Here is a 19,296-nt window from a genome sequence, read left to right on the forward strand (position 1 = left end):
CCACGATCAACCACCTGTTTCACTGCTTCAATCTTGAATTCTTCTGTATATCGCTTGCCACTCATCGTGACCTCCATAGAGCTAATTTGTCACGCTCTTAGGTGTCTAGCAATACGGTAGCGATTCAAATACCATAAAAAAGATGCCTTCCTACTATGGTTAGGTAAATCACCAAGAGAAACATATCTTTTAGCTATTAGAACCATTCCTACAGGTAGTAATTTGTCCTCAGAAGCCACCAAGTTGATAACCCACCCTTCGCATAGCTGCCCTCTAAACGACCCTATATTTTTATTAAATGTAAAAATTGTGGGCCATTTCCAGCCATGATCAGCTCGAGTTTTATCGTCTTTGATATGAACTTGGATATTTTTTTGCCACCAGTTGGCGTGACTCAATGTCATAGGTGTCATCTCTAAAACAGCACTTCTATTACCCTGCTCTGCAGGAACCTGTTTAATAAAACCAATGTCCGAATCACATCGATCGCACATCCATTCCCCCTCTATCTTTAACCAGAATAGTAGTCACCAAATGCGACTGCGCGTTCAAACTGGCTATGATCAATCTTTTCACTCTCAATTCTAAATATTAAAGAAACAAACCCCTCATGTCATGTTAGCATACTTAGGCGAGCCTTATGCAGAATGATCTTGAGAGTGCCGGCCAAAGGGATGAATTATGCGAATGACTGTAACTTTAATACCGACAAAAATATATCTCATCATTTATACCGCTAAATGACATTCTTTTTCATCTAGATCGGTTCGGACCAAGCTAAAGCATTGATTCAGTTGTGTTAGTGCAGAAATAAGCCCTGTTTTTCGGGCTTAAAAGCACCTTTTCAGGGGTGAAATGGCAGTTGTAAGGAAGTTTCAGAGGCAGATTGAGCCTCCCCATGCCAAGCCTGCCCATCAATGCATGATGAATCATTTGCGCTTCACTGCTTTTAAAAATATGTTCCTACATATGATATCTAACCAGCTGCAGGTAGAGCCAATCAGTTCATTGATATGAAGAATACAAAGCAACAGCAAAGCATTACATCGCAATACTCTGTCTCAGCGTATATCGATATGCTCATTGCCAATTCAGCGCATCTGAACCAGAGCTCTGCCCTGCTTGAAAAGGCATGTCAGCATGTTTGGGATGCACAAGATGTCGGTTCTGAAATGCCAAGCAGTCTGGATGTCGCCATATTGCTCAGTCAGTTAAGTGCTGATGAGACGACGATTATTGTATGTCTGCTCAGTGACATTCGTTTGCGCTCCGCTGCATTTCACAAGGTCATTCAACATCAGTTTTCTGACGAAGTGCTGCACATGGTTCAGAGCCTGGAAAAACTGCATGCTTTTAAAGCCAGTTCATCAGATGGCCATGAACAGTCTGAGCGCCTGAGAAGAATGTTGTTGGCCATGGTTGATGATGTGCGTGTGGTACTCATCAAGCTTGCCTACAGGGTACAGCGGCTCAGAGAGCTATCCAAAGCCGATGACGAGACACAAAAAATCATTGCATCAGAATCACTTGAGATCTTTTCCCCCATTGCCAACCGCCTGGGTATCGGACAACTGAAATGGGAGCTTGAAGATCTCTCCTTTCGCTATCTGCAGCCTGAAACCTATAAGCGCATTGCCAAGATGCTTGAGGAGAAGAGAGGCGGACGCGAGAGTTATATCAAGCAGGTTGTCACAGAAATTGATACCCTGCTCAAAGGTTCCGGGATCGATGCCAGAATTTATGGCAGACCAAAGCATATCTATAGTATCTGGTCAAAGATGACCCATAAAGACAAACAGTTCTCGGAACTGTTTGATGTTCAGGCCTTAAGGGTCACGGTCACCACCATTGCAGAGTGTTATACCGCGCTCGGGCTGATCCATGGGCGCTGGCATCATATTCCTAAAGAGTTTGATGACTATATCGCCAATACCAAGCCCAATGGTTATCAAAGCCTGCATACGGCCGTTTATGGGCCTGAGGGAAAACCGGTCGAAATTCAGATTCGAACCAAAGCCATGCACGAGTTTGCAGAATTCGGTGTGGCAGCACACTGGCGTTATAAAGAGCGCACCAAACAGGATGCTGTGCTGGAAAAAACGATTCACTCGATCCGAAAACTGTTGGAAACACCGGAAAGTGATGATGAGGAGTTTTTAGACAGTTTTAAAACAGAGCTCTTCTCTGATCGCGTATTTGTGTTGAGCCCGGATGGCAAAATCATTGATCTACCGCAAGGTGCAACCCCGCTCGATTTTGCCTACGGCATTCACACAGAAGTCGGGCACAAATGCCGTGGTGCAAAAGTGAACGGTCATATCGTGCCGCTCACCACGCCACTGCAAAATGGTATGCAGGTCGAAATTTTAACCACCAATCAAGCCGCACCAAGCAGAGACTGGCTCAATCCGAATCTGGGTTACATCACCAGCAACAGGGCACGCGCAAAAATAAAGGCCTGGTTCAGGCAACAGAATTATGAGCAACATGTGATGGATGGGAAAACGGCAATCGACCGCGAACTCAAACGCATGCACATCTCAAATCCTGATACCAATAAAGCCCTCACTCACTTTAAAGTGAACAGTGAAAAAGAGTGGCAGGCTAAAGTCGGGCGTGGCGACATCCCATCAGCGCAGTTAACGCAGGGTCTGAACCAGCTCTATGCCACTGAATCACTGAAAGCACTGCCCTATAAACCTAAAACGAAAAAGAGAGGCAGTGCAGACCCGGCTGTCACTGTTTGTGGCGTTGGTAACCTCTTATCCTATATGGCCAACTGCTGCAGACCCGTTCCCGGTGATGAGATCATCGGCTTTATCACCCAGGGCAAAGGGGTTTCGGTTCATCGCCCTGATTGCATCAACATACTCAATCTGGAACATGAGAAGCAGAAGCGACTCATCTCTGTTGAGTGGGCAGATCATGATGATCAGACATTTGAGATCAATCTTGTTATCCAGGCCATTGATCGTACAGGTCTGCTAAAAGATGTGACAAACATCCTTTCCGACCAGAAGGTAAACGTGCTCAGTGTTCAGACTCTGTCGGACAGAGATACGCAGATGGCAGATATGCAGATCATGATGGAGATCAAGGACCTTGAACAACTGCAAAAAGTCAGTGACAAAATTCTGCAGTTACCCAATGTGCTTAAGGTTTATCGGAAAAACGCATAAGGCTTCAGCTTAGCATATATATCGATGCTGTTTCGGGCAGAGTAGCGCTACTTACTCACCTGGGGATGACAATCATGAACAATGAGATCGATTACACGAACAACCCCCTGCACGGCCTTGGTTTAAAAAGCCTGCTGGTTGAAATAGTGGATCACTATGGTTTTGAGATTCTCTTTGCCTATCTGAATATCAACTGTTTTAAGACCAATCCAAGCATTGATTCCAGTGTTAAATTCTTAAAGAAAACCGATTGGGCGCGAGAAAAAGTAGAAGCCTTCTATCTCTATGAGTATAAAAACCTGCCCAGAGCTTCTTATGGCGAGTCTGCATTACCTCCAAGGGAACGGCTTATTCCAGAAGATCAGGTGCCGGGTGAGCCTAAAAAACTGAGTTTAGAAGATTCTGAGCGCTTACGCGAAGAGCGTGCAGAAAAGTCAGCTGAGTACTTGCGTGACAAGCGTTCAGGCAAGTCGGCTGCGCAAGATCCGTGGGGTAAGAAAGCCGCTAAAAAGAAGATTGATCCATGGGCGCGGTAAAGGAGCACCTGATTACTACAAAGCTCCGCTATCTTGCAGTCTCAAAAAGAAAAGGAACGCATCCCAGTAACTGAGACAGAAATACAAGCAAGCCACGAATAAACACGAATGAATGGTAAAGCCAGAGGAGCCCCCTTGGGGACAAATGCACACGAAATCATAGATTTTTAATTCGTGTGAATTCGTGGCTAATATTTTCTTGATTACGTATAAGATTCAGCTATCTGACGGCCTAAAATGTTAGAAGCCCCAATGATTGAAAGTGTTTTTGCCTTAGCTTCAGTTATCATCCCCCCATGCCGTCGCTCCCCATCCATGATGTTCTGCCAGAGATCAAAGAGAAATTAAACTCTCACAATCGTCTGGTGCTGCAGGCTCCTCCGGGCGCAGGCAAAACCACCGCTGTGCCTATCGCCTTGCTGGGTGAGAAGTGGTTGGGTGAGAAGCAGATCATGATGCTTGAACCGCGCAGGCTGGCTGCACGCAATGCGGCGGCGCGCATGGCATTTCTACTCGGTGAGAAGGTCGGTGAAAGGGTGGGTTACCAGATCCGTCAGGATAGCTGCTTTAGCGACAGCACAAAGATTCTCGTGGTCACCGAAGGCATTTTAACGCGCAAACTGCAGGCTGACCCGGAGTTGAAAAACACCGCACTGGTGATTTTTGATGAATTTCACGAACGCAGCCTGCATGCCGATCTCTCTCTGGCGCTCTCTCTGCAGAGCCAGCAGATCCTGCGCGAAGATCTGAAAATCCTGGTGATGTCGGCAACCCTGCATACCGATGCTGTTGCCACCCTGCTGGATCACGCACCGATCATTGAGAGCGAGGGTCGCAGCTATCCGGTCGAGAACAGATATCTCGATCACGTGAATCGTCAGCACAACACCAATCCACAGCAGCAGCTGATGATGAATCTGGTGAATACAGTCAAAACATTCATTCATGACCATGAGGGCAACTGCCTGGTCTTTCTGCCCGGTGTCAAAGAGATCAACCAGCTGGCCCGGCAGATCAAACAGATTCTAGATCACGAATCGATCACAAACATGATCATTGCACCGCTGCATGGCTCTCTGAACAAGCAGCAGCAGGATCTGGCTATTGTTTCTCCTAAAGATACAACCATGCGCAAGATTGTTCTGGCCACCAATATCGCAGAGACCAGTATCACCATTGAAGGCATTAGCTGTGTGATCGATTCAGGACTGGAGCGTGTGCTCGATTACAGCCCCGCCTCGGGCATGAACCGACTGGAGACCCGCTCCATTTCACAAGACTCAGCCGTGCAACGCAGTGGCCGCGCCGGGAGACTCTCCGCCGGTGTCTGTTACCGTATGTGGACAGAAGCGCAACAGCCACGCCTGCTTAAACACGCATCGCCTGAAATCTTACACAGTGACCTCTCATCCCTGGTGCTGGAGCTGGCCAACTGGGGCGTGACTAATGTTAACGAACTGCAGTGGATGGATGCACCACCTCACGGTGCAATCGAGCAGGCAAAGGCACTGCTGCAACAACTCAGCGCTATCGATGCGCGCGGCAACATCACTGCACACGGTCGTGACATGCTCAAATTGGGCGCCCATCCGCGTCTTGCGCATATGATGCTGGCAGCGGTCAAACTCGATCAATCTTATCACGCCTGCCTGATCGCCAGTCTGCTCAGTGAGAGAGATATATTTCTATCCAATGCAGAGAAGAGTGCGGATATTCATGATCGGCTTAATGTGCTTATAAATTCCAGATCAAACCAGCACGGTATAGATCACCAGCAGTGCAAACGCATCACGCAGAGCGCCGATGATTTTTTCAGACGCCTTAAACAGTGCAGTAAAACGGCGCGAAACAAAGAGAGACCGGACAGTAGTTTTAGCGGCGTGCTGCTGGCCTACGCCTACCCCGACAGAATCGCCAGGCAGCGCAGTGCCAACCAGCCGCGATATCTGCTCAGCAATGGCAGAGGCGCGGTGATTCCACCGTTTCTACAGCACCATCTGCATGAGTATCTTGTGGTCGCCAACCTTGATGCGAACTTTGATCCGAATTTTGATACTAACCGGGGCGAAGCACGTATCTATCTGGCGGCAGATATTAGTGCTGAACAGTTGCAGGAATATTTCATGGATAATATTCAGCAGGAAGAGTCTGTTGAATGGAATGAGAGCGCCCAACGCGTTGAGGTGAAACAGATCAGCCGCATGGGTAACATCAAACTTGAAGAATCAACCTTACGCGACGTGAAAAACAGAGCGACGCAAGAGCTCATACAGGAGTGCCTGATACAGGCGATCAGAAGCAGAGGGGTAGGGTGCCTGAACTGGAGTGCCAAGGCGCACAGCCTGCAACAGCGCGTGGAATTTATTCACCACCATCTTGATCATAGTCCGGCTGTTAAAAAACAGTTTGCAGATCGGCCACTGCCGGACTTTTCAGAGCAGGCTTTGGGTGAGAGTCTGGAGGAGTGGCTGCAGCCGCACTTAAGTGGTGAGAACAGCCTCAAGCAGTGTCTCAAACTGGATCTGTACAGTCTGCTGTTAAACCGACTCAGCTGGGAGCAACAGCAGCTGATCAAGCAGTTGGCACCGGAGCGCATCAGTGTGCCCAGCGGTTCATCCGTGGCTATTGATTACAGCGATCCGGAGCAACCGGTACTTGCCGTCAGACTGCAGGAGCTGTTCGGCCTGTTTGATACGCCAACCGTGATGAACGGGCAGTGCAAACTGATGATGCATCTACTCTCACCAGCGCGGAAACCGATGCAGGTAACCCAGGATCTGAACAGCTTCTGGAAAACCACTTATCACGATGTCAAAAAAGAGCTGCGTGGCAAATACAAACGCCACTACTGGCCGGATGATCCATTCACCGCACAGGCAACCAGCAAAACCAAAAAGCAGATGAACCACAAATAGACACTGATGGACGCAGATGCCCCAGGGCAGCCTCTCTTGCGCAAGCGCAATTCACCTTGTGAACGCAGATGTGATGGGTGGAGAAGGGCGACGGTTCAGTAGAGCTAAATTATCCGTGTCTATCTGCGTCCATCTGTGTCAAATCGTACCTAGCCTATTACGAAGAATCACTCTCAGGTTATCAAGGTATGAAAGCCTGACCCCTGAAAACAGAGGCAACCAGCAAAACCAAAAAGCAGATGGACCACAAGTAGACACTGATGCCCCAGGGCATGCTCTCTTGCGCAAGCGCAATTCACCTTGTGAACGCAGATGTGATGGGTGGAGAAGGGCGACGGTTCAGTAGAGCTAAATTATCCGTGTTTATCTGCGTCTATCTGTGTCAAATCGTACTTTCCTGATTGTTAATTAGCTGCTTTGAGCAACGACATCACCAAGTTGGATATAGGTCTCAATGCCTGCCTTGGTGTTGGCTAACATATCACTGGAGGGAGCCCACGCTCCTTTTACTCCGCACAATACAACGGTGCTGCCGCCAAAGAGGAAATAGCCTTTTTCATCGCCCTTTTTAAAAGGTTGGGATTCATCAAAGGATTGCACGATTTTACCCACACATGTGGCGCCCACTTCAATATAGGCCAACTTGCCAAAATGTTCGGTCTCCAGGATCGAAACACGGCGCTCATTTTTGATGAAAATATCATGCCTGTATTTCAGGGCCAATGGATTAACAGAGTGCAGATCACCGGGCACGGTGAACGATTGAAGGGTGTTGCCGCTATCTGGATAGTGGTAACGGTGATAATCAACCGGGCAAAGCCTCGCGATCATCAGCGGGCCACCGATAAACTCTTTGGCCAGTTCTGGATCACCAATCAGATCAACAGCGCGTAACATCGATCCCTTAACGGGGACATTGAGGTCATCGCTCATGCTTTCATGGCCAAAGTATCGCGCCTCGGCAAAGGCAGCCATTTCATTATTCTTTTGGGTGAATGTTCTCTGGCCGTCCTGAAACGCTCGAATAAAGAACTCGTTGAATGATTTGTAGGAGGTTTCGATAGGATTGGCTTTGAACGATCCTTTTTGATACTGATCGATATCAATATTGAAGTTATTGATAAAAGGGGCGACTTTTTGCGCTGACTTCGGGCTGTCTTGAGACTTCCCGTAGAGCTGGCTGAACATCTTGCTTGCAATCACGGGCCCCAGCAGCCGCCCAATCGGGTTGCCATAGGCAAATTTAACCATCGCATCACCATAAACTTTTTCAATTTCCATGCAGTTTTTGCGACGGTTAAACACCTGAATTTCAAAGCCTTGGCTCATTGGGGCTCCTTTGCCTTTTTAGTAGGGCCTGTTAACACTAATTTTGCTGGCGGCGATTTTACTATTTTTGTGTGCCTGCAAGGCTTTGCAAGCGAAGTGTGCTTGCTGCACATAAGCTTGCGATAACGCAGCAGGACGGAAAAATAGCCAATCCCTTCGGGCTGCGCTCCAAATGAGACCACTCAGCGTTGCTCGGAATTCATTTGGAGTCACCAAATTTCATTCCTCGCGCCTTGATTGGGCTCATTTGGGGCAGCAGCGCCAACAACTAAATTAGTGTTAACAGGCCCTAAGCTGGATGGTATCAGCTGAATCGTAGTGAGTAAAAAAACAGCTGAATTTTCCGTATTTATCTGCGTTTATCTGCGCCCATCTGTGTCAAATCGTCAATTATGCTTCTACTGCGATGGATGCCATTTTCATCCTGCTTGCAAGTGATGCTACACCCAAAATAAACAGACTATTATGGCATGGCTTGTGCTATATTTTTTAAAGTAGAATTCTTGTTAAGTGAGGAGGTATCACTATGAATAGTGAGTTAGCGAATACTGACTCCATTGCTATCAACAGCAAGGCGATCATTTCCCTGATTCAATCCGATCCCCTCTCAACAATAGCCGATTTAATAAGCCCTCTTTCTGATCAATATGGGTTCAAACAGGACGCTAGTCCCGTTGAATTTTTTTCACATGCATCAAAGCATCAAAGGGGTATATGTGTCTGCTCCAGTGAAATATTCACAACTATAGAAGAGTTTGACACTTTTCTCAGACGTATAACCGACTTTAACAAATCACTACATCTCATCATGACCTTCAACCATCATCATGGGATTTACTTGAAACTGTTCCTTGATGCGAATTTTACACATTTTCTGATTGAACCATTTTCTGATCAGGCGCTACTGGATTTAATACACGACCTGCTAGCTCTTGGTGATCAGGAACCGATGTTCCAGTCTCTCGATAAAGATGGCAATGTACTCAATGTAAACAGCACTTGGTTAAAAGCTATGGGTTACGAAGAAGATGAGGTGCTTGGAAATTTTTTTGGTGACTTCATGCTGCCTGAATCCCGCGCCTGTGTGTTAGACAACTTCCCTAAGCTTAAAAACTACGGACAAATCAGTAATGTCATCTTTAAGCTCAAGCGAAAAGATGGTGTTGCATTTGAAGCAGCTCTGAACGGCACTGCATTATATGACAAGCAAGGCAACTTTATTCGTACCCAGTGCGAACTGCGTAGCATTGACTATTTTCGCGAAACCAAGGCTCATATTCAGGCCTTGCTGAGAAAAGAGACCACATTAAGAAACATGATGAACTGTATGGTCAATGTTCAACAAGCACTACATCAACAACCAACATACGATAAATTTCGCCGCCATGCACTGGAGATCATCAGTAGAAACAAAGCTGTTGCGGTCGTACTGATGATTACGATCAATACGAATAGTGGAGAGATCGAACTGGATCAATCCCCACACCCTTGCATCGATTTCAACGCACTTCGGAGGGTCAATAAAGACAATCGCAGTATTCCGGGGCTGCTCCCAACGGCCAATCATACAATTGAGTTTGTGGATGATATTTCAAAACTTGAAATCGACACTGGAACCCTTACCTTATTACAGCACGAACATGTGAAAAGTTTCATCTCTATTCCGATAGCAAGTAACAAGAACTCCAAAAGCTATTCCTCCCTGAATCTCTTTCTGTCAACAGACGAGGCACTATCTAAAGAGGAGATGAGAGCGTATTCCGATCTGGCTGAAACGTTCAGGCATGCCAAGTTATATTTTGGCCTGCAGGAAAAAACCAAACATCTGCTTGATAACCTTAAACAACAGTCTATTACTGACCCCTTAACCGGATTATATAATAGACGATATATCGAAGAGCAAATCAACGCTGAAATAAGCAGATGCAAACGATATGCGCAGCAGTTTTCTCTCATTATGTTTGATATTGATCATTTCAAGGGAATCAACGATACCCTTGGTCATCAAACGGGTGATAAAGTGCTAAAAAACATCAGCGAACTTGTACTTGGCCGCATTAGAACAACAGACAAGCTGGCTCGTATCGGTGGTGAAGAGTTTCTGCTCCTCTGCCCCCACGCAGAGCTGAATCAGGCGAAAGGTATTGCCACAGAACTGTGCACTTGTATCGCTTCAACCACCATCATTGATGCCCCGTTGCCTGTGACTTGCAGCTTTGGTGTGATTGAATGGCAATCAGAAGAATCCATTGAAGAGATCTTTAAACGCGTGGATGAAAATATGTATAAAGCCAAAGAGGGTGGCAGGAATCGAGTTGTAGGTTAGATCGATAAAACACCTTCATGTTAAAGGGGGCACCCTTTTACTATTCTTCTACTGCGATGGATGCCATCTTTATGGTGCTTGCCAATGACACTGCACCGGCAATAAACAGCCCGTTATGGCAGAACATGGCATCATCAATACCACTCACTTCCTGAAGCTCGTCACCGGATAGACCAGCCCATGCTTCAGGCAGCGGTTTTCTATCTTCGAATGAACCTAACTCAAGAGGCACAGTCTGAATGCGCCACTCGCCAGTCTGCGATGGGTAAATCACATAAAGCGCCTCTTCAGAGAGGTTGAACACCGTTTTTTTCCACGGGGTGTATTGCTCTAAAACAATCACGCGTGGGTCTTCTGCATTCTCTATCGCCTTTGCCACAACTGCTTTGGCATTGATGCCGCCACTTGCAGCTGCAATAAACCGGGTTAACACGCGCGCTGCAAACTCAACCGCTTCATCAAAGGCTGCATCAAAGTGTGTATCCTCCTGCCAGGTGGGGTTAAACATGCCAATCGTCTGGCTCAGGGTGATACCTTTGATCACACCTTCGACATGACCACAATCAATCGCATCAATGTTGGATACGAGGCCAGAATCAACTCCATTGGCGAGATCCTGATCACCACCGCAGATCTCTGCGCCATACTTCTGCCAGATCAGTCCAAACGAGGAGTAGGGAATACCATTTTCACGCTCGCCTGCGCCACCACGCTGATGATGATCAAAACGGTCGCTATCAGGGTCATATTCACCACCCACATCAACTACAATATCTGCCCTGGCGATAAGCTCTGCATCGCGTGTGCGAATAAGCTTAATAGAGGGGAATATAAGCTTCAGTGCCGCGATGCTGAAAACATCATCGGCATGAAAATTGCCGTTGTGGGTGACTATAGTTTTATCATTCATTTGTTTTATAACCATGTTGAGAGAGGAGTGAGGGTGTCGCTTGTTAAATAAGAAAATTATAGGGCGGACTTTATACGAAGCGATCTAACAAAAATAGATGATAACCTTTCAATGCATACAGATCAGGTGTCAGGACTCAAAGAAGTTTGCTGCTGATGATTGCTTATGACCGTAACCTGGCTGTAAAATAGGTGATTGCTGTGAAGCAAGAGGATGCGGATTTTTCTCGTATGGAGAAACCTCTTATAAACAATTAACTGATTACGTATTAAGCTCAGCTACTAATTCTCACTAATTAATAATCTTTATTCGTGGTGATTCGTGTACATTCGTGGCTTAGTTGCCTGCGATTTTTTTGCTGAATTTCATGGGTAATCAGGAACAAATAAAATTGCGGGGTGGTTTTAGCGTGGAGTTTTCAAGGATCAAGGGTGTTGTGGTTGCAGCATCACTGGAAAACAGAACAACTGATGGCGCACATTATAAAATTGTCCGTATCAAAGATGAGAGTGGTGAAGAGCTCTGTTTTGAGCACCTGTTGGTACCGACTCAAATTGATACCTGTCTGAAAGAGGATAACATGGTCGATCTGCTCTGTTACAACAAAGGGCGACCGGATATCACGGTTTATGCCGCTCTGATTTCTGATGATCTTGTGATCGATTTTGGCATCGCAGATAACCTGAACAGGGCCTACATGGCTAAGCGTAAGCAACAGAAGACGTTTGCTATCATCTGTTTAATTTCGATTATCGGGATCGTCGTTTCACCCGTATTCCTCTATGGGATTTTATCCCTGAAAAAGACCTTTACTGCAATCATTCCTAGTGAAATGGAACGCGAGGAAGCAGTTAACCATGCTCAAGCTCAAGTTGAGTAATAGGCTGTGAAAAAAAGAAAGGGTCAGAGCTCTTCTCTTTTGTTACCAATGAACCATTAAAAAGAGTAATCATCCTTTTCAATCTCCTGCTCATACTTTTCACCTGTTTCACTTATGAGATAAAATGTACCGCTCTGGGCAAGAGGGCCCACCTGAATCAGCCCCTTTCTCTCTAACTGGTCAATGGCATTGGTGATCTGAAGACGACTATATGTGAGTGAAACCACCATATCTTCTGAGCAGAAACCTGAAACGCCTGAGTCGATACAGTTGGACAAAATTGCCGTCTCCACTTCAGAAAGGCGGCTTTTGGATGCAGATGATTGCATGCCAGCCAGTTGCGCTTGCAGCTGAATCACCATCTTATTCAATGTGGCGTTCTCATCTGCGAGCTTTGCCAGTTTTTCGCCGGATTCAGTGAGCGTTGTCTGAAGCCCGCTACTCTTCTCTTTCAGCTGATCAATCTCATTGCGTTGCGCATCGAACAGATTGGTAATCAGTTGCATGAGCGTGTCATCAAGCACTTTTCCTTTGAATGTATTAAGGGTTGCCGTGATCTTCATCTCTCCTCCAACGATGCGTTAAGCTTATGAGTCAAATTAAACTTATCGTAAGTTGTTCAAAGAATAAAGTACCCTTTTTGAAGATTTAGTGGTGAATGATGGGGTAGTTTTGCAATGCCCTGCAACGTGGTTACAACATCACCAAACATGGATCGGTTGCAATGGTCGGTCATACACGGGTAACGCGATGAAGATCATATGCAGGCTTTAAGCAGGTAGTGTTGAAACCCGTGGTTCAATGTTTTCCTGACCCTTGTTTGCAGCTCTTCCGGTTGTTTGTGAGTGATTCACTTCGTTTGATGCATGAGACTTTTTTTGCCCATCTCTTCTGATCAGATAATACGTAAGGGAGATCGCTGCAATAAGGTTTACAGACAGCAGCATGACGCTCATCCAGTCTTCATGCGTGAATGCTCCGCCCTCCGCCCATACCCGCAAGAGGTAGCCAGCATCCAGATGGTTGAAATACCACTGCAGACCATCACTCCAGTTGATGCTACTTAAGTAAGATAAAAACGGGATTTCAGACATAACAGACTCCTTGCACAGGAGCTTAAGCTAAAATGCCCTTACGGCATCTGATGTGACGCAGATCATGCAAGTTATGGTTAACCTTTGCTTATGAGACATGCCCTCCTCACCAACGTGTGGAATCGGGATCAGGTCGTGATTCACGGGTTCAGGCCGGGTTCAAGGAGATCCTGGCCCCTCAATAGAGTCCTATACAGTTAGTTCAGGATAACCTTCCGGATCACTATCCAGCTCAGTAAGGAAAATCATGGAGTGAATCTTCTCTTTAGCTATTCGGGCGGTCTGATTGTTGGCAGCCAGCACAAATGAGATCGACATGGTTTTGACCAACTTGCCTCTGATCTCATCACCGCAAATGGTCTTGATCTCATCGCTGGCCGGGAAACCAGACTCATCCGGGCGCATCAAAAAGATATGGGCAATGTTCTCTTTTTTTACAAGCACATCACCATAGGATGTTTTGATTTTGAAATCATTTTTAAGCACTTTACCGGCCAGGGTCTGGCCGTTACGTAATATGAGCTGGTCTTCTGCGTATGCCATCTGCTACTCCCTTATTGCCAGAAAGTATCTGGCTAACGGTATCACTCTCGCCCCATTTCAGTTGCAAAAGGGTGCTAAAAGAGGAAACGAGCAACTCAATCTGCTCATCAATCAGACATCATACACTATTTATCCATAGAACTGGAGCTTTGAGACTACAGGTCTTGCAAGACCACATCTTTGATCTGGTCACAGCATTAAATCGTCTAACTGATTGCATTGTAATTCCTGATTCCATTGCTTTGATCGTTGGAAAAAAGATCCCCATTTAGAGGGAATGTTTTTCCCTATAGTGAAAAAACCACGCCCTGAAAAAGCCATAACATATTGGTTTTATAGGCATTTATTTCAAATGAGTCTTTGGCCGATTACTTGCGGTAGTAAGCTAAGAGAAACTTTTAAACTGGCAGGGAGATATTATGCAATTTGGTTTTAAGGCGTTAAGCGGTGCAGATAAGAGAGCTCAGGCAAATATCGCTGGCAGGAGCCAGAAACAGGCCAGAACTATCGCAGCAGATCATCTGATCGGCCCTTTCAATCAGACTAAAGATACGATCAATGAGATTATTGAGATGACCGGGGCGATTCCTCTGTTTGATAAAATTGACAGCGTGCAGGTCGGCGTTATTGCCGCGCATATGCAGGTCAAGCATCTGGATGAAAATCAGCGCCTGTTTGCCGAAGGTGAAGCCAGCGATTACATCTGCTTTGTTGTCTCCGGTACTCTGGAAGTATTCAAGCAGTCACAGACCGGTAAGAAGGTCTCTGTATCCACGCTATCCCGTGGTCGCTGCATCGGTGAGATGGCACTGCTTGATAGCTATGCCCGCTCTGCCACCGTGATTGCCCGGACCCCGTGTACACTGCTCAAACTCAGCCGTGAAAGTTTTGATCATATTCTCGATGAGCGCCCCCGTGCCGGTATCTCACTTTTGAAGACCCTCTCGAAATCGATCAGTCTGCATCTGCGCAAAACATCCGGTCAGTTCGCCGATGCCCATGATGCAACAACTGCAGACGCGGCTGTTCCTGTTCTCAATGAGAAAACCACCAAACAACCGAAACTGATCGATCACATCATCAACAGAAAAGAGTCGAAGCTGCCTCCCCTGATCAGGCAGTTCATCTAACAGATCTCCTCAAAGCCCTCTGCTGATCCTTCGGCATTGGCAGAGGGGCGGTTTCATTCATAGCCAGACGCAGTTGAGCCTGTTTTTAATGACAAAACAGCCAAACAGTCGTGCCCTTGGGGAAAAAGGTGACAGTTTATCTACTCTTCACCCTTTCCTGAATTTGGTGAATGTTGTCGGCGAAACGATAGTTAACGTTTTCCTTCAATCACTATGTTTCGGGGTGTCAGTGTTCTTTCACAAAAAAGAGAAACATTCACGCTGTAACCATGATCTTCAAAGTGTGCCACCATATCCATGATCAACCAGAGCTCTAAAGCACGTTTGAAACATTGGCGAAGCAGTTGCAGGCGTTTGACCTCAAAGCGGCGCTGCTCTCCTCTGACCTGCCACCGCTCCCATTCGACTTTAGCGGGCAGTGGCACGCCTTCTCTGGCACACAGCTTTTTGCAGTAGCTTGCAAAATTCTCTTTCAACCATGTTTTAGGGACGGGATTGAAGGAGATGTAATCAGCGTTTCCGGAAATCGCTTCGCGCAGCTGCTGAAAACCCAGTTGATATGCCATCTCCCTGCTGCGTTTCTCTATCTCCCTGTTGTTGGCAGTGACGGTCTCATTCACCGCCAGCCGTAGCGCTTCTCTGGATAACTGCAGTTTCAAGCCGGAACTGAAGGGTCTGTATTCTCTGTCGCGGCCAAGATGATAACAGCACGGTACGATGGTGAAGCTCGGTGTTTTTGTCTCGATGATCTGTTTGACCAGCTCACGATGCAGATCACCACAGGCATGCAGTGCGATGGGGTGGTGGTCCTTCAGATAATCACTGACCGGATCATTGAGCACATCCACAGCTTTGAACTGCTGATCTACGTTATATTTCCCGGCAAGTTTACGGCCTGAATCCACCAGATCCCGGTTATACTCAAGTGTTGTGACCGGTTGTTGCCATCTGCCGGATAGCAGACGCCCGAGATAACCTTTACCCCCACACCATTCGGTGATGGCTAGCTGTGGATTGGCTATGCATGCGTAAAGTGATTTGATCTGGGACCACTTTCTGCCGGGAATGCCTGCATGTAGCTGTGGTTCAATCAGCTCGTGTTGCCGCTGCTCATTGCCGGGCAATTCGATCAGTGTTGGAATGGCTGAAAGCGCAGGCAGATAAGCTGATAAAAATGTTATCAGTGCACTATGATCCGAGCCATACAAGTTGACTGAATCCTCATCCAGCGCCAGCAGTGCCCGAGTGAGTTCAGGGTATTGGTCACACCACTCCGGCCGAGCTGTTTTAAACGGCTCCGGCTGCCAGAGCGATTTAGTTTCAACAAGTAGTGCATCGAGTTGTTGCAGATGGGAGTCATAGGACATGCGAGAGATCTTAGATCGCAGTCGTGAACTTTGCATGGGTTCAATGACCTGATGCCAGCTTCAGATCAAACTGCGTTTACAATATCAGAATCATGGTGCCTGCCACCACGGTACAGGTGATGAAGTAGGGCAGAGCCATGTAGACCATGCTGCCATAACCGAGACGGATTTTCGGGGCGAGTGCGGAGGTGAGCAGGAACAAAAATGCAGCCTGACCGTTGGGGGTGGACATGCTGGGGATACCGGTGCCCATCACCACAGCTACCGATTGCGCCTCAAAGGCAGCTCGTGTGATCAGCCCCTGATCGAGAAGCTCCCTGATCTGATCCATATAGATGGTGGCAACAAAGACATTGTCACTGATCGCCGAGAGGAATCCGTTGGTAAGGAAGACCATAAAGACCTGAATACTACCGTCCAGACTCATCACCCACTGCATGATCGGATGGAACATGAACTGGCTCTGAATCATCGCCACAATCACATAGAACATCACCAGCAGTGATGCAAACGGCAGCCCCGGCATAAAGGCTTCGGCGATTTTATGCTCATCGGTCACGCCTGTGATGGCGGTGGCGAGGATAATCACACCGAGCCCGATCAGGCCGATCTCAGCCAGATGCATCGATAAGGCAACCACCATGAGCAGGCCAACGATAGCTTGAAATACCATGATCATACGCTGGCTGGGGGTGGTTGATTCGCGCAGTTTTTTGTCCTCATCTGCAAGAATTTTGCGGACATTGACCGGTAGTTCAGCACCATAATTGAACCAGCCGAACTTCTCGACCACCAGACAGGTGAGGATACCAGCCAGCAGGGTGGGGATAGTGGCTGGTGAAACCATGCTCAGGAATGTGACGAAATCCCAGCCCGCTTCATTGCCAATGACCAGGTTCTCAGGTTCTCCAACGAGGGTGCAGACACCACCAATGGCAGTGCCGATGGCACCATGCATTAGCAGACCGCGCAGGAAGGCGCGGAAATTATCCAGATCCTGACGATACAGCTCATCGATGTATTCATCATTCGGATCGGGATCTTCATGGTAACCGACCTTTGAAACTGCAAATTCATAGACATCATAAAAGCTGGTGGCGATAGCGATAAGGATGGCAAGAATGGTCAGGGCATCTAGAAATGCGGAGAGGATGGCAACCACCACAAGCGTGGTCATATTAACGATCAGACGTGATTGAATACCCAGCAGCACGTGATTAATGGCGCGAAACAGCACATCTCTGAGAAAGTGCACACCGGCAACCATAAAGATCACCAGAAGAATCACCGGCAGACCATGCTCGATCTCTTCATAAACGGTATGGCTGTCAGTCAGCTGCAACAGCAGCGCCTGAATCGCAAACAGGCCGCCCGGCTGTAGAGGGAAACATTTCAACGCCATCGCCAGCGTGCCGATAAATTCGACCAGAATAAACCATGAGGTAACCAGCGGGCCTGCGATAAAATAGAGCACAACGTTGAGTATCAGAGCGAAGAGAATGATCTGTTTGTACCAGAGTGGCGATCGGCCGAGGAAAAGTTTCAGGGGGATGGAAACAGTAGAGGGGGTGGCTGTTGCTACGCTGTCGGTGCTGCTCATGAGGTTCTCCAATATCGAATGCTGCGGCATACTACACCATAAATAATTAATTTCAGGCTGATATTTGAGTGATGTGACAAATTGCTTCCATGACCATGCAGGGGCAGATGAATCAGAAAGCAGAGCGTTGCACTTGCACGTTGGAAGTCGTTACTATCGAGCCAAATAATAAACAGTCTGCTGGTGGGGTTCTGATGCAACAAAACGATTTTGTGAATGGTCTTCTGGATTTTATTAAAGCATCACCCACACCGTTTCATGTAGTGCAAAATATGGTTGTGATACTGGAGTCTGCCGGTTTCAAACAGTTGCGTGAAAAGGATGCCTGGAGTGCAGAGGTGGGAGAGGCCTGCTTTGTCACACGTAACGATTCATCGATTATCGCATTCCGGTTGAACCAGCCACTTGTTGAACATGGCATCAATATGGTCGGTGCTCATACCGACAGCCCATGCCTGAAGGTGAAACCCAACCCTGAAATCACCGAAAAGGGTTACCTGCAGCTCGGTGTTGAGGTCTATGGCGGCGCACTGCTTAACCCGTGGTTCGACCGTGATCTCTCACTGGCCGGACGGGTCAGTTATCTCGATAAGAAGGGTCAGATTGCTCACCAGTTGATTAATTGGCAGAAGGCTATCGCAACGATTCCATCGCTGGCGATCCATCTGGATCGGGAAGCCAATGAGAATCGTAAGATCAACAAACAGACCGACCTGCCACCGGTGTTGATGAGGATCTCTGCAGAAGAGGTTGATGAAATCTGTTTCAGTGATCTTCTGCTTGAGCAGGTGAAGGCGTGCGATGTAAATGCGACAAAAGTACTCGATTATGAGTTGAGCTTTTATGATCTTCAGGCTCCTGCTGTCATCGGCTTGAACGATGAATTCATCGCCGCTGCCCGACTCGATAATCTGCTTAGCTGTTATACCGGTCTGATGGCACTGATCGATCAGCAGGGCTCACAAAACAGGCTGTTGATCTGCAGTGATCATGAAGAGATCGGCAGTGTTTCAGCCGCTGGTGCGCAGGGGAACTTCCTCAAATCGGTACTGAATCGTTTGTGCGGCGGTGAAGAGGCATTGGTGCGTACGATGGCCTCCAGCCTGATGATCTCAGTCGATAATGCCCACGCTATTCACCCTAACTTTGCAGACAGGCATGATGCCAATCATGGCCCGATGATTAATGCCGGACCGGTGATCAAAACCAATGCCAACCAGCGTTATGCCACCAACAGTGAAACCGCTGCGATGTTCAAGCAGTGGGCTGCTCAGGCGGATGTGCCGGTGCAGTCATTTGTGGTGCGCTCTGATATGGCCTGCGGCAGTACCATTGGTCCGACCACTGCAAAAGAGCTGGGAGTGCGCACTGTGGATGTTGGAGTACCGACCTTTGCCATGCACTCGATTCGTGAACTGGCTGGACGACAGGACGCCTGTTATCTCTACGCTGTGTTGAAACAGAGTTTTAAATGATGCGGGTCTGAG

General features: G+C 47.4%; 15 protein-coding genes. 7 read left to right on the forward strand and 8 right to left on the reverse strand.

The annotated features are described in order from the left end of the window. Positions 1-89 precede the first annotated feature (89 nt). A complete protein-coding gene (locus F3F96_RS08125; protein WP_176962767.1) occupies positions 90-494 on the reverse strand; it encodes a hypothetical protein in 405 nt (134 codons plus the stop codon). A gap of 582 nt (positions 495-1,076) precedes the next feature. Here F3F96_RS08125 and F3F96_RS08130 point away from each other — a divergent pair. From F3F96_RS08130 to hrpB, 3 genes are all read left to right on the forward strand, one after another. Further along, positions 1,077-3,179: a bifunctional (p)ppGpp synthetase/guanosine-3',5'-bis(diphosphate) 3'-pyrophosphohydrolase gene (locus F3F96_RS08130; RefSeq protein WP_241697738.1), complete on the forward strand. Its 2,103-nt coding sequence runs from the start codon at positions 1,077-1,079 to the stop codon at positions 3,177-3,179. 74 nt (positions 3,180-3,253) lie between these two features. Continuing rightward, positions 3,254-3,715, forward strand: coding sequence for a VF530 family DNA-binding protein (locus tag F3F96_RS08135; RefSeq protein WP_176962768.1), 462 nt, complete (start codon positions 3,254-3,256; stop codon positions 3,713-3,715). A 296-nt stretch (positions 3,716-4,011) separates the two neighbouring features. Then, positions 4,012-6,630, forward strand: a complete 2,619-nt coding sequence (gene hrpB / locus F3F96_RS08140; protein ID WP_176962769.1) for an ATP-dependent helicase HrpB — start codon at positions 4,012-4,014, stop codon at positions 6,628-6,630. Positions 6,631-7,038: 408 nt separating this feature from the next. Here hrpB and F3F96_RS08145 read toward each other — a convergent pair whose 3' ends face one another. Continuing rightward, positions 7,039-7,959: a phosphatidylserine decarboxylase gene (locus tag F3F96_RS08145; RefSeq protein ID WP_176962770.1), complete on the reverse strand. Its 921-nt coding sequence runs from the start codon at positions 7,957-7,959 to the stop codon at positions 7,039-7,041. 526 nt (positions 7,960-8,485) lie between these two features. On the opposite strand from F3F96_RS08145, the gene F3F96_RS08150 reads away from it, so the two are divergent. After that, positions 8,486-10,285: a GGDEF domain-containing protein gene (locus F3F96_RS08150; RefSeq protein WP_176962771.1), complete on the forward strand. Its 1,800-nt coding sequence runs from the start codon at positions 8,486-8,488 to the stop codon at positions 10,283-10,285. Positions 10,286-10,325: 40 nt separating this feature from the next. On the opposite strand, the gene F3F96_RS08155 is transcribed toward F3F96_RS08150, so the two are convergent. Continuing rightward, on the reverse strand, positions 10,326-11,195 hold the full coding sequence (locus F3F96_RS08155; protein WP_176962939.1) for an MYG1 family protein: 870 nt from the start codon (positions 11,193-11,195) through the stop codon (positions 10,326-10,328). 367 nt (positions 11,196-11,562) lie between these two features. On the opposite strand from F3F96_RS08155, the gene F3F96_RS08160 reads away from it, so the two are divergent. Then, on the forward strand, positions 11,563-12,075 hold the full coding sequence (locus tag F3F96_RS08160) for a hypothetical protein (protein WP_176962772.1): 513 nt from the start codon (positions 11,563-11,565) through the stop codon (positions 12,073-12,075). Between the two features lie 56 nt (positions 12,076-12,131). Here F3F96_RS08160 and F3F96_RS08165 read toward each other — a convergent pair whose 3' ends face one another. From F3F96_RS08165 to F3F96_RS08175, 3 genes are all read right to left on the reverse strand, one after another. Further along, positions 12,132-12,638 carry a hypothetical protein gene (locus F3F96_RS08165; protein ID WP_176962773.1) on the reverse strand — a complete coding sequence of 169 codons (507 nt, stop codon included), beginning with the start codon at positions 12,636-12,638 and terminating at the stop codon, positions 12,132-12,134. A gap of 207 nt (positions 12,639-12,845) precedes the next feature. Then, positions 12,846-13,169 carry a hypothetical protein gene (locus F3F96_RS08170; RefSeq protein ID WP_176962774.1) on the reverse strand — a complete coding sequence of 108 codons (324 nt, stop codon included), beginning with the start codon at positions 13,167-13,169 and terminating at the stop codon, positions 12,846-12,848. Between the two features lie 189 nt (positions 13,170-13,358). After that, positions 13,359-13,712: a hypothetical protein gene (locus F3F96_RS08175; RefSeq protein WP_176962775.1), complete on the reverse strand. Its 354-nt coding sequence runs from the start codon at positions 13,710-13,712 to the stop codon at positions 13,359-13,361. Positions 13,713-14,131: 419 nt separating this feature from the next. On the opposite strand from F3F96_RS08175, the gene F3F96_RS08180 reads away from it, so the two are divergent. Continuing rightward, positions 14,132-14,842 (forward strand): cyclic nucleotide-binding domain-containing protein, encoded by a 711-nt coding sequence (locus F3F96_RS08180; RefSeq protein ID WP_176962776.1) that lies wholly within the window; start codon positions 14,132-14,134, stop codon positions 14,840-14,842. A 191-nt stretch (positions 14,843-15,033) separates the two neighbouring features. Here F3F96_RS08180 and F3F96_RS08185 read toward each other — a convergent pair whose 3' ends face one another. Both F3F96_RS08185 and nhaB read right to left on the reverse strand, forming a co-directional pair. Beyond that, positions 15,034-16,209 carry a methyltransferase gene (locus F3F96_RS08185; RefSeq protein WP_176962777.1) on the reverse strand — a complete coding sequence of 392 codons (1,176 nt, stop codon included), beginning with the start codon at positions 16,207-16,209 and terminating at the stop codon, positions 15,034-15,036. A 76-nt stretch (positions 16,210-16,285) separates the two neighbouring features. Next, complete coding sequence (nhaB, locus tag F3F96_RS08190; RefSeq protein WP_176962778.1) at positions 16,286-17,809, reverse strand: sodium/proton antiporter; 1,524 nt, start codon at positions 17,807-17,809, stop codon at positions 16,286-16,288. A 194-nt stretch (positions 17,810-18,003) separates the two neighbouring features. On the opposite strand from nhaB, the gene F3F96_RS08195 reads away from it, so the two are divergent. Further along, positions 18,004-19,284 (forward strand): M18 family aminopeptidase, encoded by a 1,281-nt coding sequence (locus F3F96_RS08195; RefSeq protein ID WP_176962779.1) that lies wholly within the window; start codon positions 18,004-18,006, stop codon positions 19,282-19,284. Positions 19,285-19,296 lie beyond the last annotated feature (12 nt).

This window comes from Mariprofundus sp. NF (genome assembly GCF_013387455.1).
In the GTDB taxonomy this organism is placed as follows: domain Bacteria; phylum Pseudomonadota; class Zetaproteobacteria; order Mariprofundales; family Mariprofundaceae; genus Mariprofundus.

Coding starts and splice junctions, on each gene's coding strand:
- F3F96_RS08125 (WP_176962767.1), bottom strand. CDS start 494: ATGTGCGATCGATGTGATTCGGACATTGGTTTTATTAAACAGGTTCCT.
- F3F96_RS08130 (WP_241697738.1), top strand. CDS start 1,077: ATGCTCATTGCCAATTCAGCGCATCTGAACCAGAGCTCTGCCCTGCTT.
- F3F96_RS08135 (WP_176962768.1), top strand. CDS start 3,254: ATGAACAATGAGATCGATTACACGAACAACCCCCTGCACGGCCTTGGT.
- hrpB (WP_176962769.1), top strand. CDS start 4,012: ATGCCGTCGCTCCCCATCCATGATGTTCTGCCAGAGATCAAAGAGAAA.
- F3F96_RS08145 (WP_176962770.1), bottom strand. CDS start 7,959: ATGAGCCAAGGCTTTGAAATTCAGGTGTTTAACCGTCGCAAAAACTGC.
- F3F96_RS08150 (WP_176962771.1), top strand. CDS start 8,486: ATGAATAGTGAGTTAGCGAATACTGACTCCATTGCTATCAACAGCAAG.
- F3F96_RS08155 (WP_176962939.1), bottom strand. CDS start 11,195: ATGAATGATAAAACTATAGTCACCCACAACGGCAATTTTCATGCCGAT.
- F3F96_RS08160 (WP_176962772.1), top strand. CDS start 11,563: ATGGGTAATCAGGAACAAATAAAATTGCGGGGTGGTTTTAGCGTGGAG.
- F3F96_RS08165 (WP_176962773.1), bottom strand. CDS start 12,638: ATGAAGATCACGGCAACCCTTAATACATTCAAAGGAAAAGTGCTTGAT.
- F3F96_RS08170 (WP_176962774.1), bottom strand. CDS start 13,169: ATGTCTGAAATCCCGTTTTTATCTTACTTAAGTAGCATCAACTGGAGT.
- F3F96_RS08175 (WP_176962775.1), bottom strand. CDS start 13,712: ATGGCATACGCAGAAGACCAGCTCATATTACGTAACGGCCAGACCCTG.
- F3F96_RS08180 (WP_176962776.1), top strand. CDS start 14,132: ATGCAATTTGGTTTTAAGGCGTTAAGCGGTGCAGATAAGAGAGCTCAG.
- F3F96_RS08185 (WP_176962777.1), bottom strand. CDS start 16,209: ATGTCCTATGACTCCCATCTGCAACAACTCGATGCACTACTTGTTGAA.
- nhaB (WP_176962778.1), bottom strand. CDS start 17,809: ATGAGCAGCACCGACAGCGTAGCAACAGCCACCCCCTCTACTGTTTCC.
- F3F96_RS08195 (WP_176962779.1), top strand. CDS start 18,004: ATGCAACAAAACGATTTTGTGAATGGTCTTCTGGATTTTATTAAAGCA.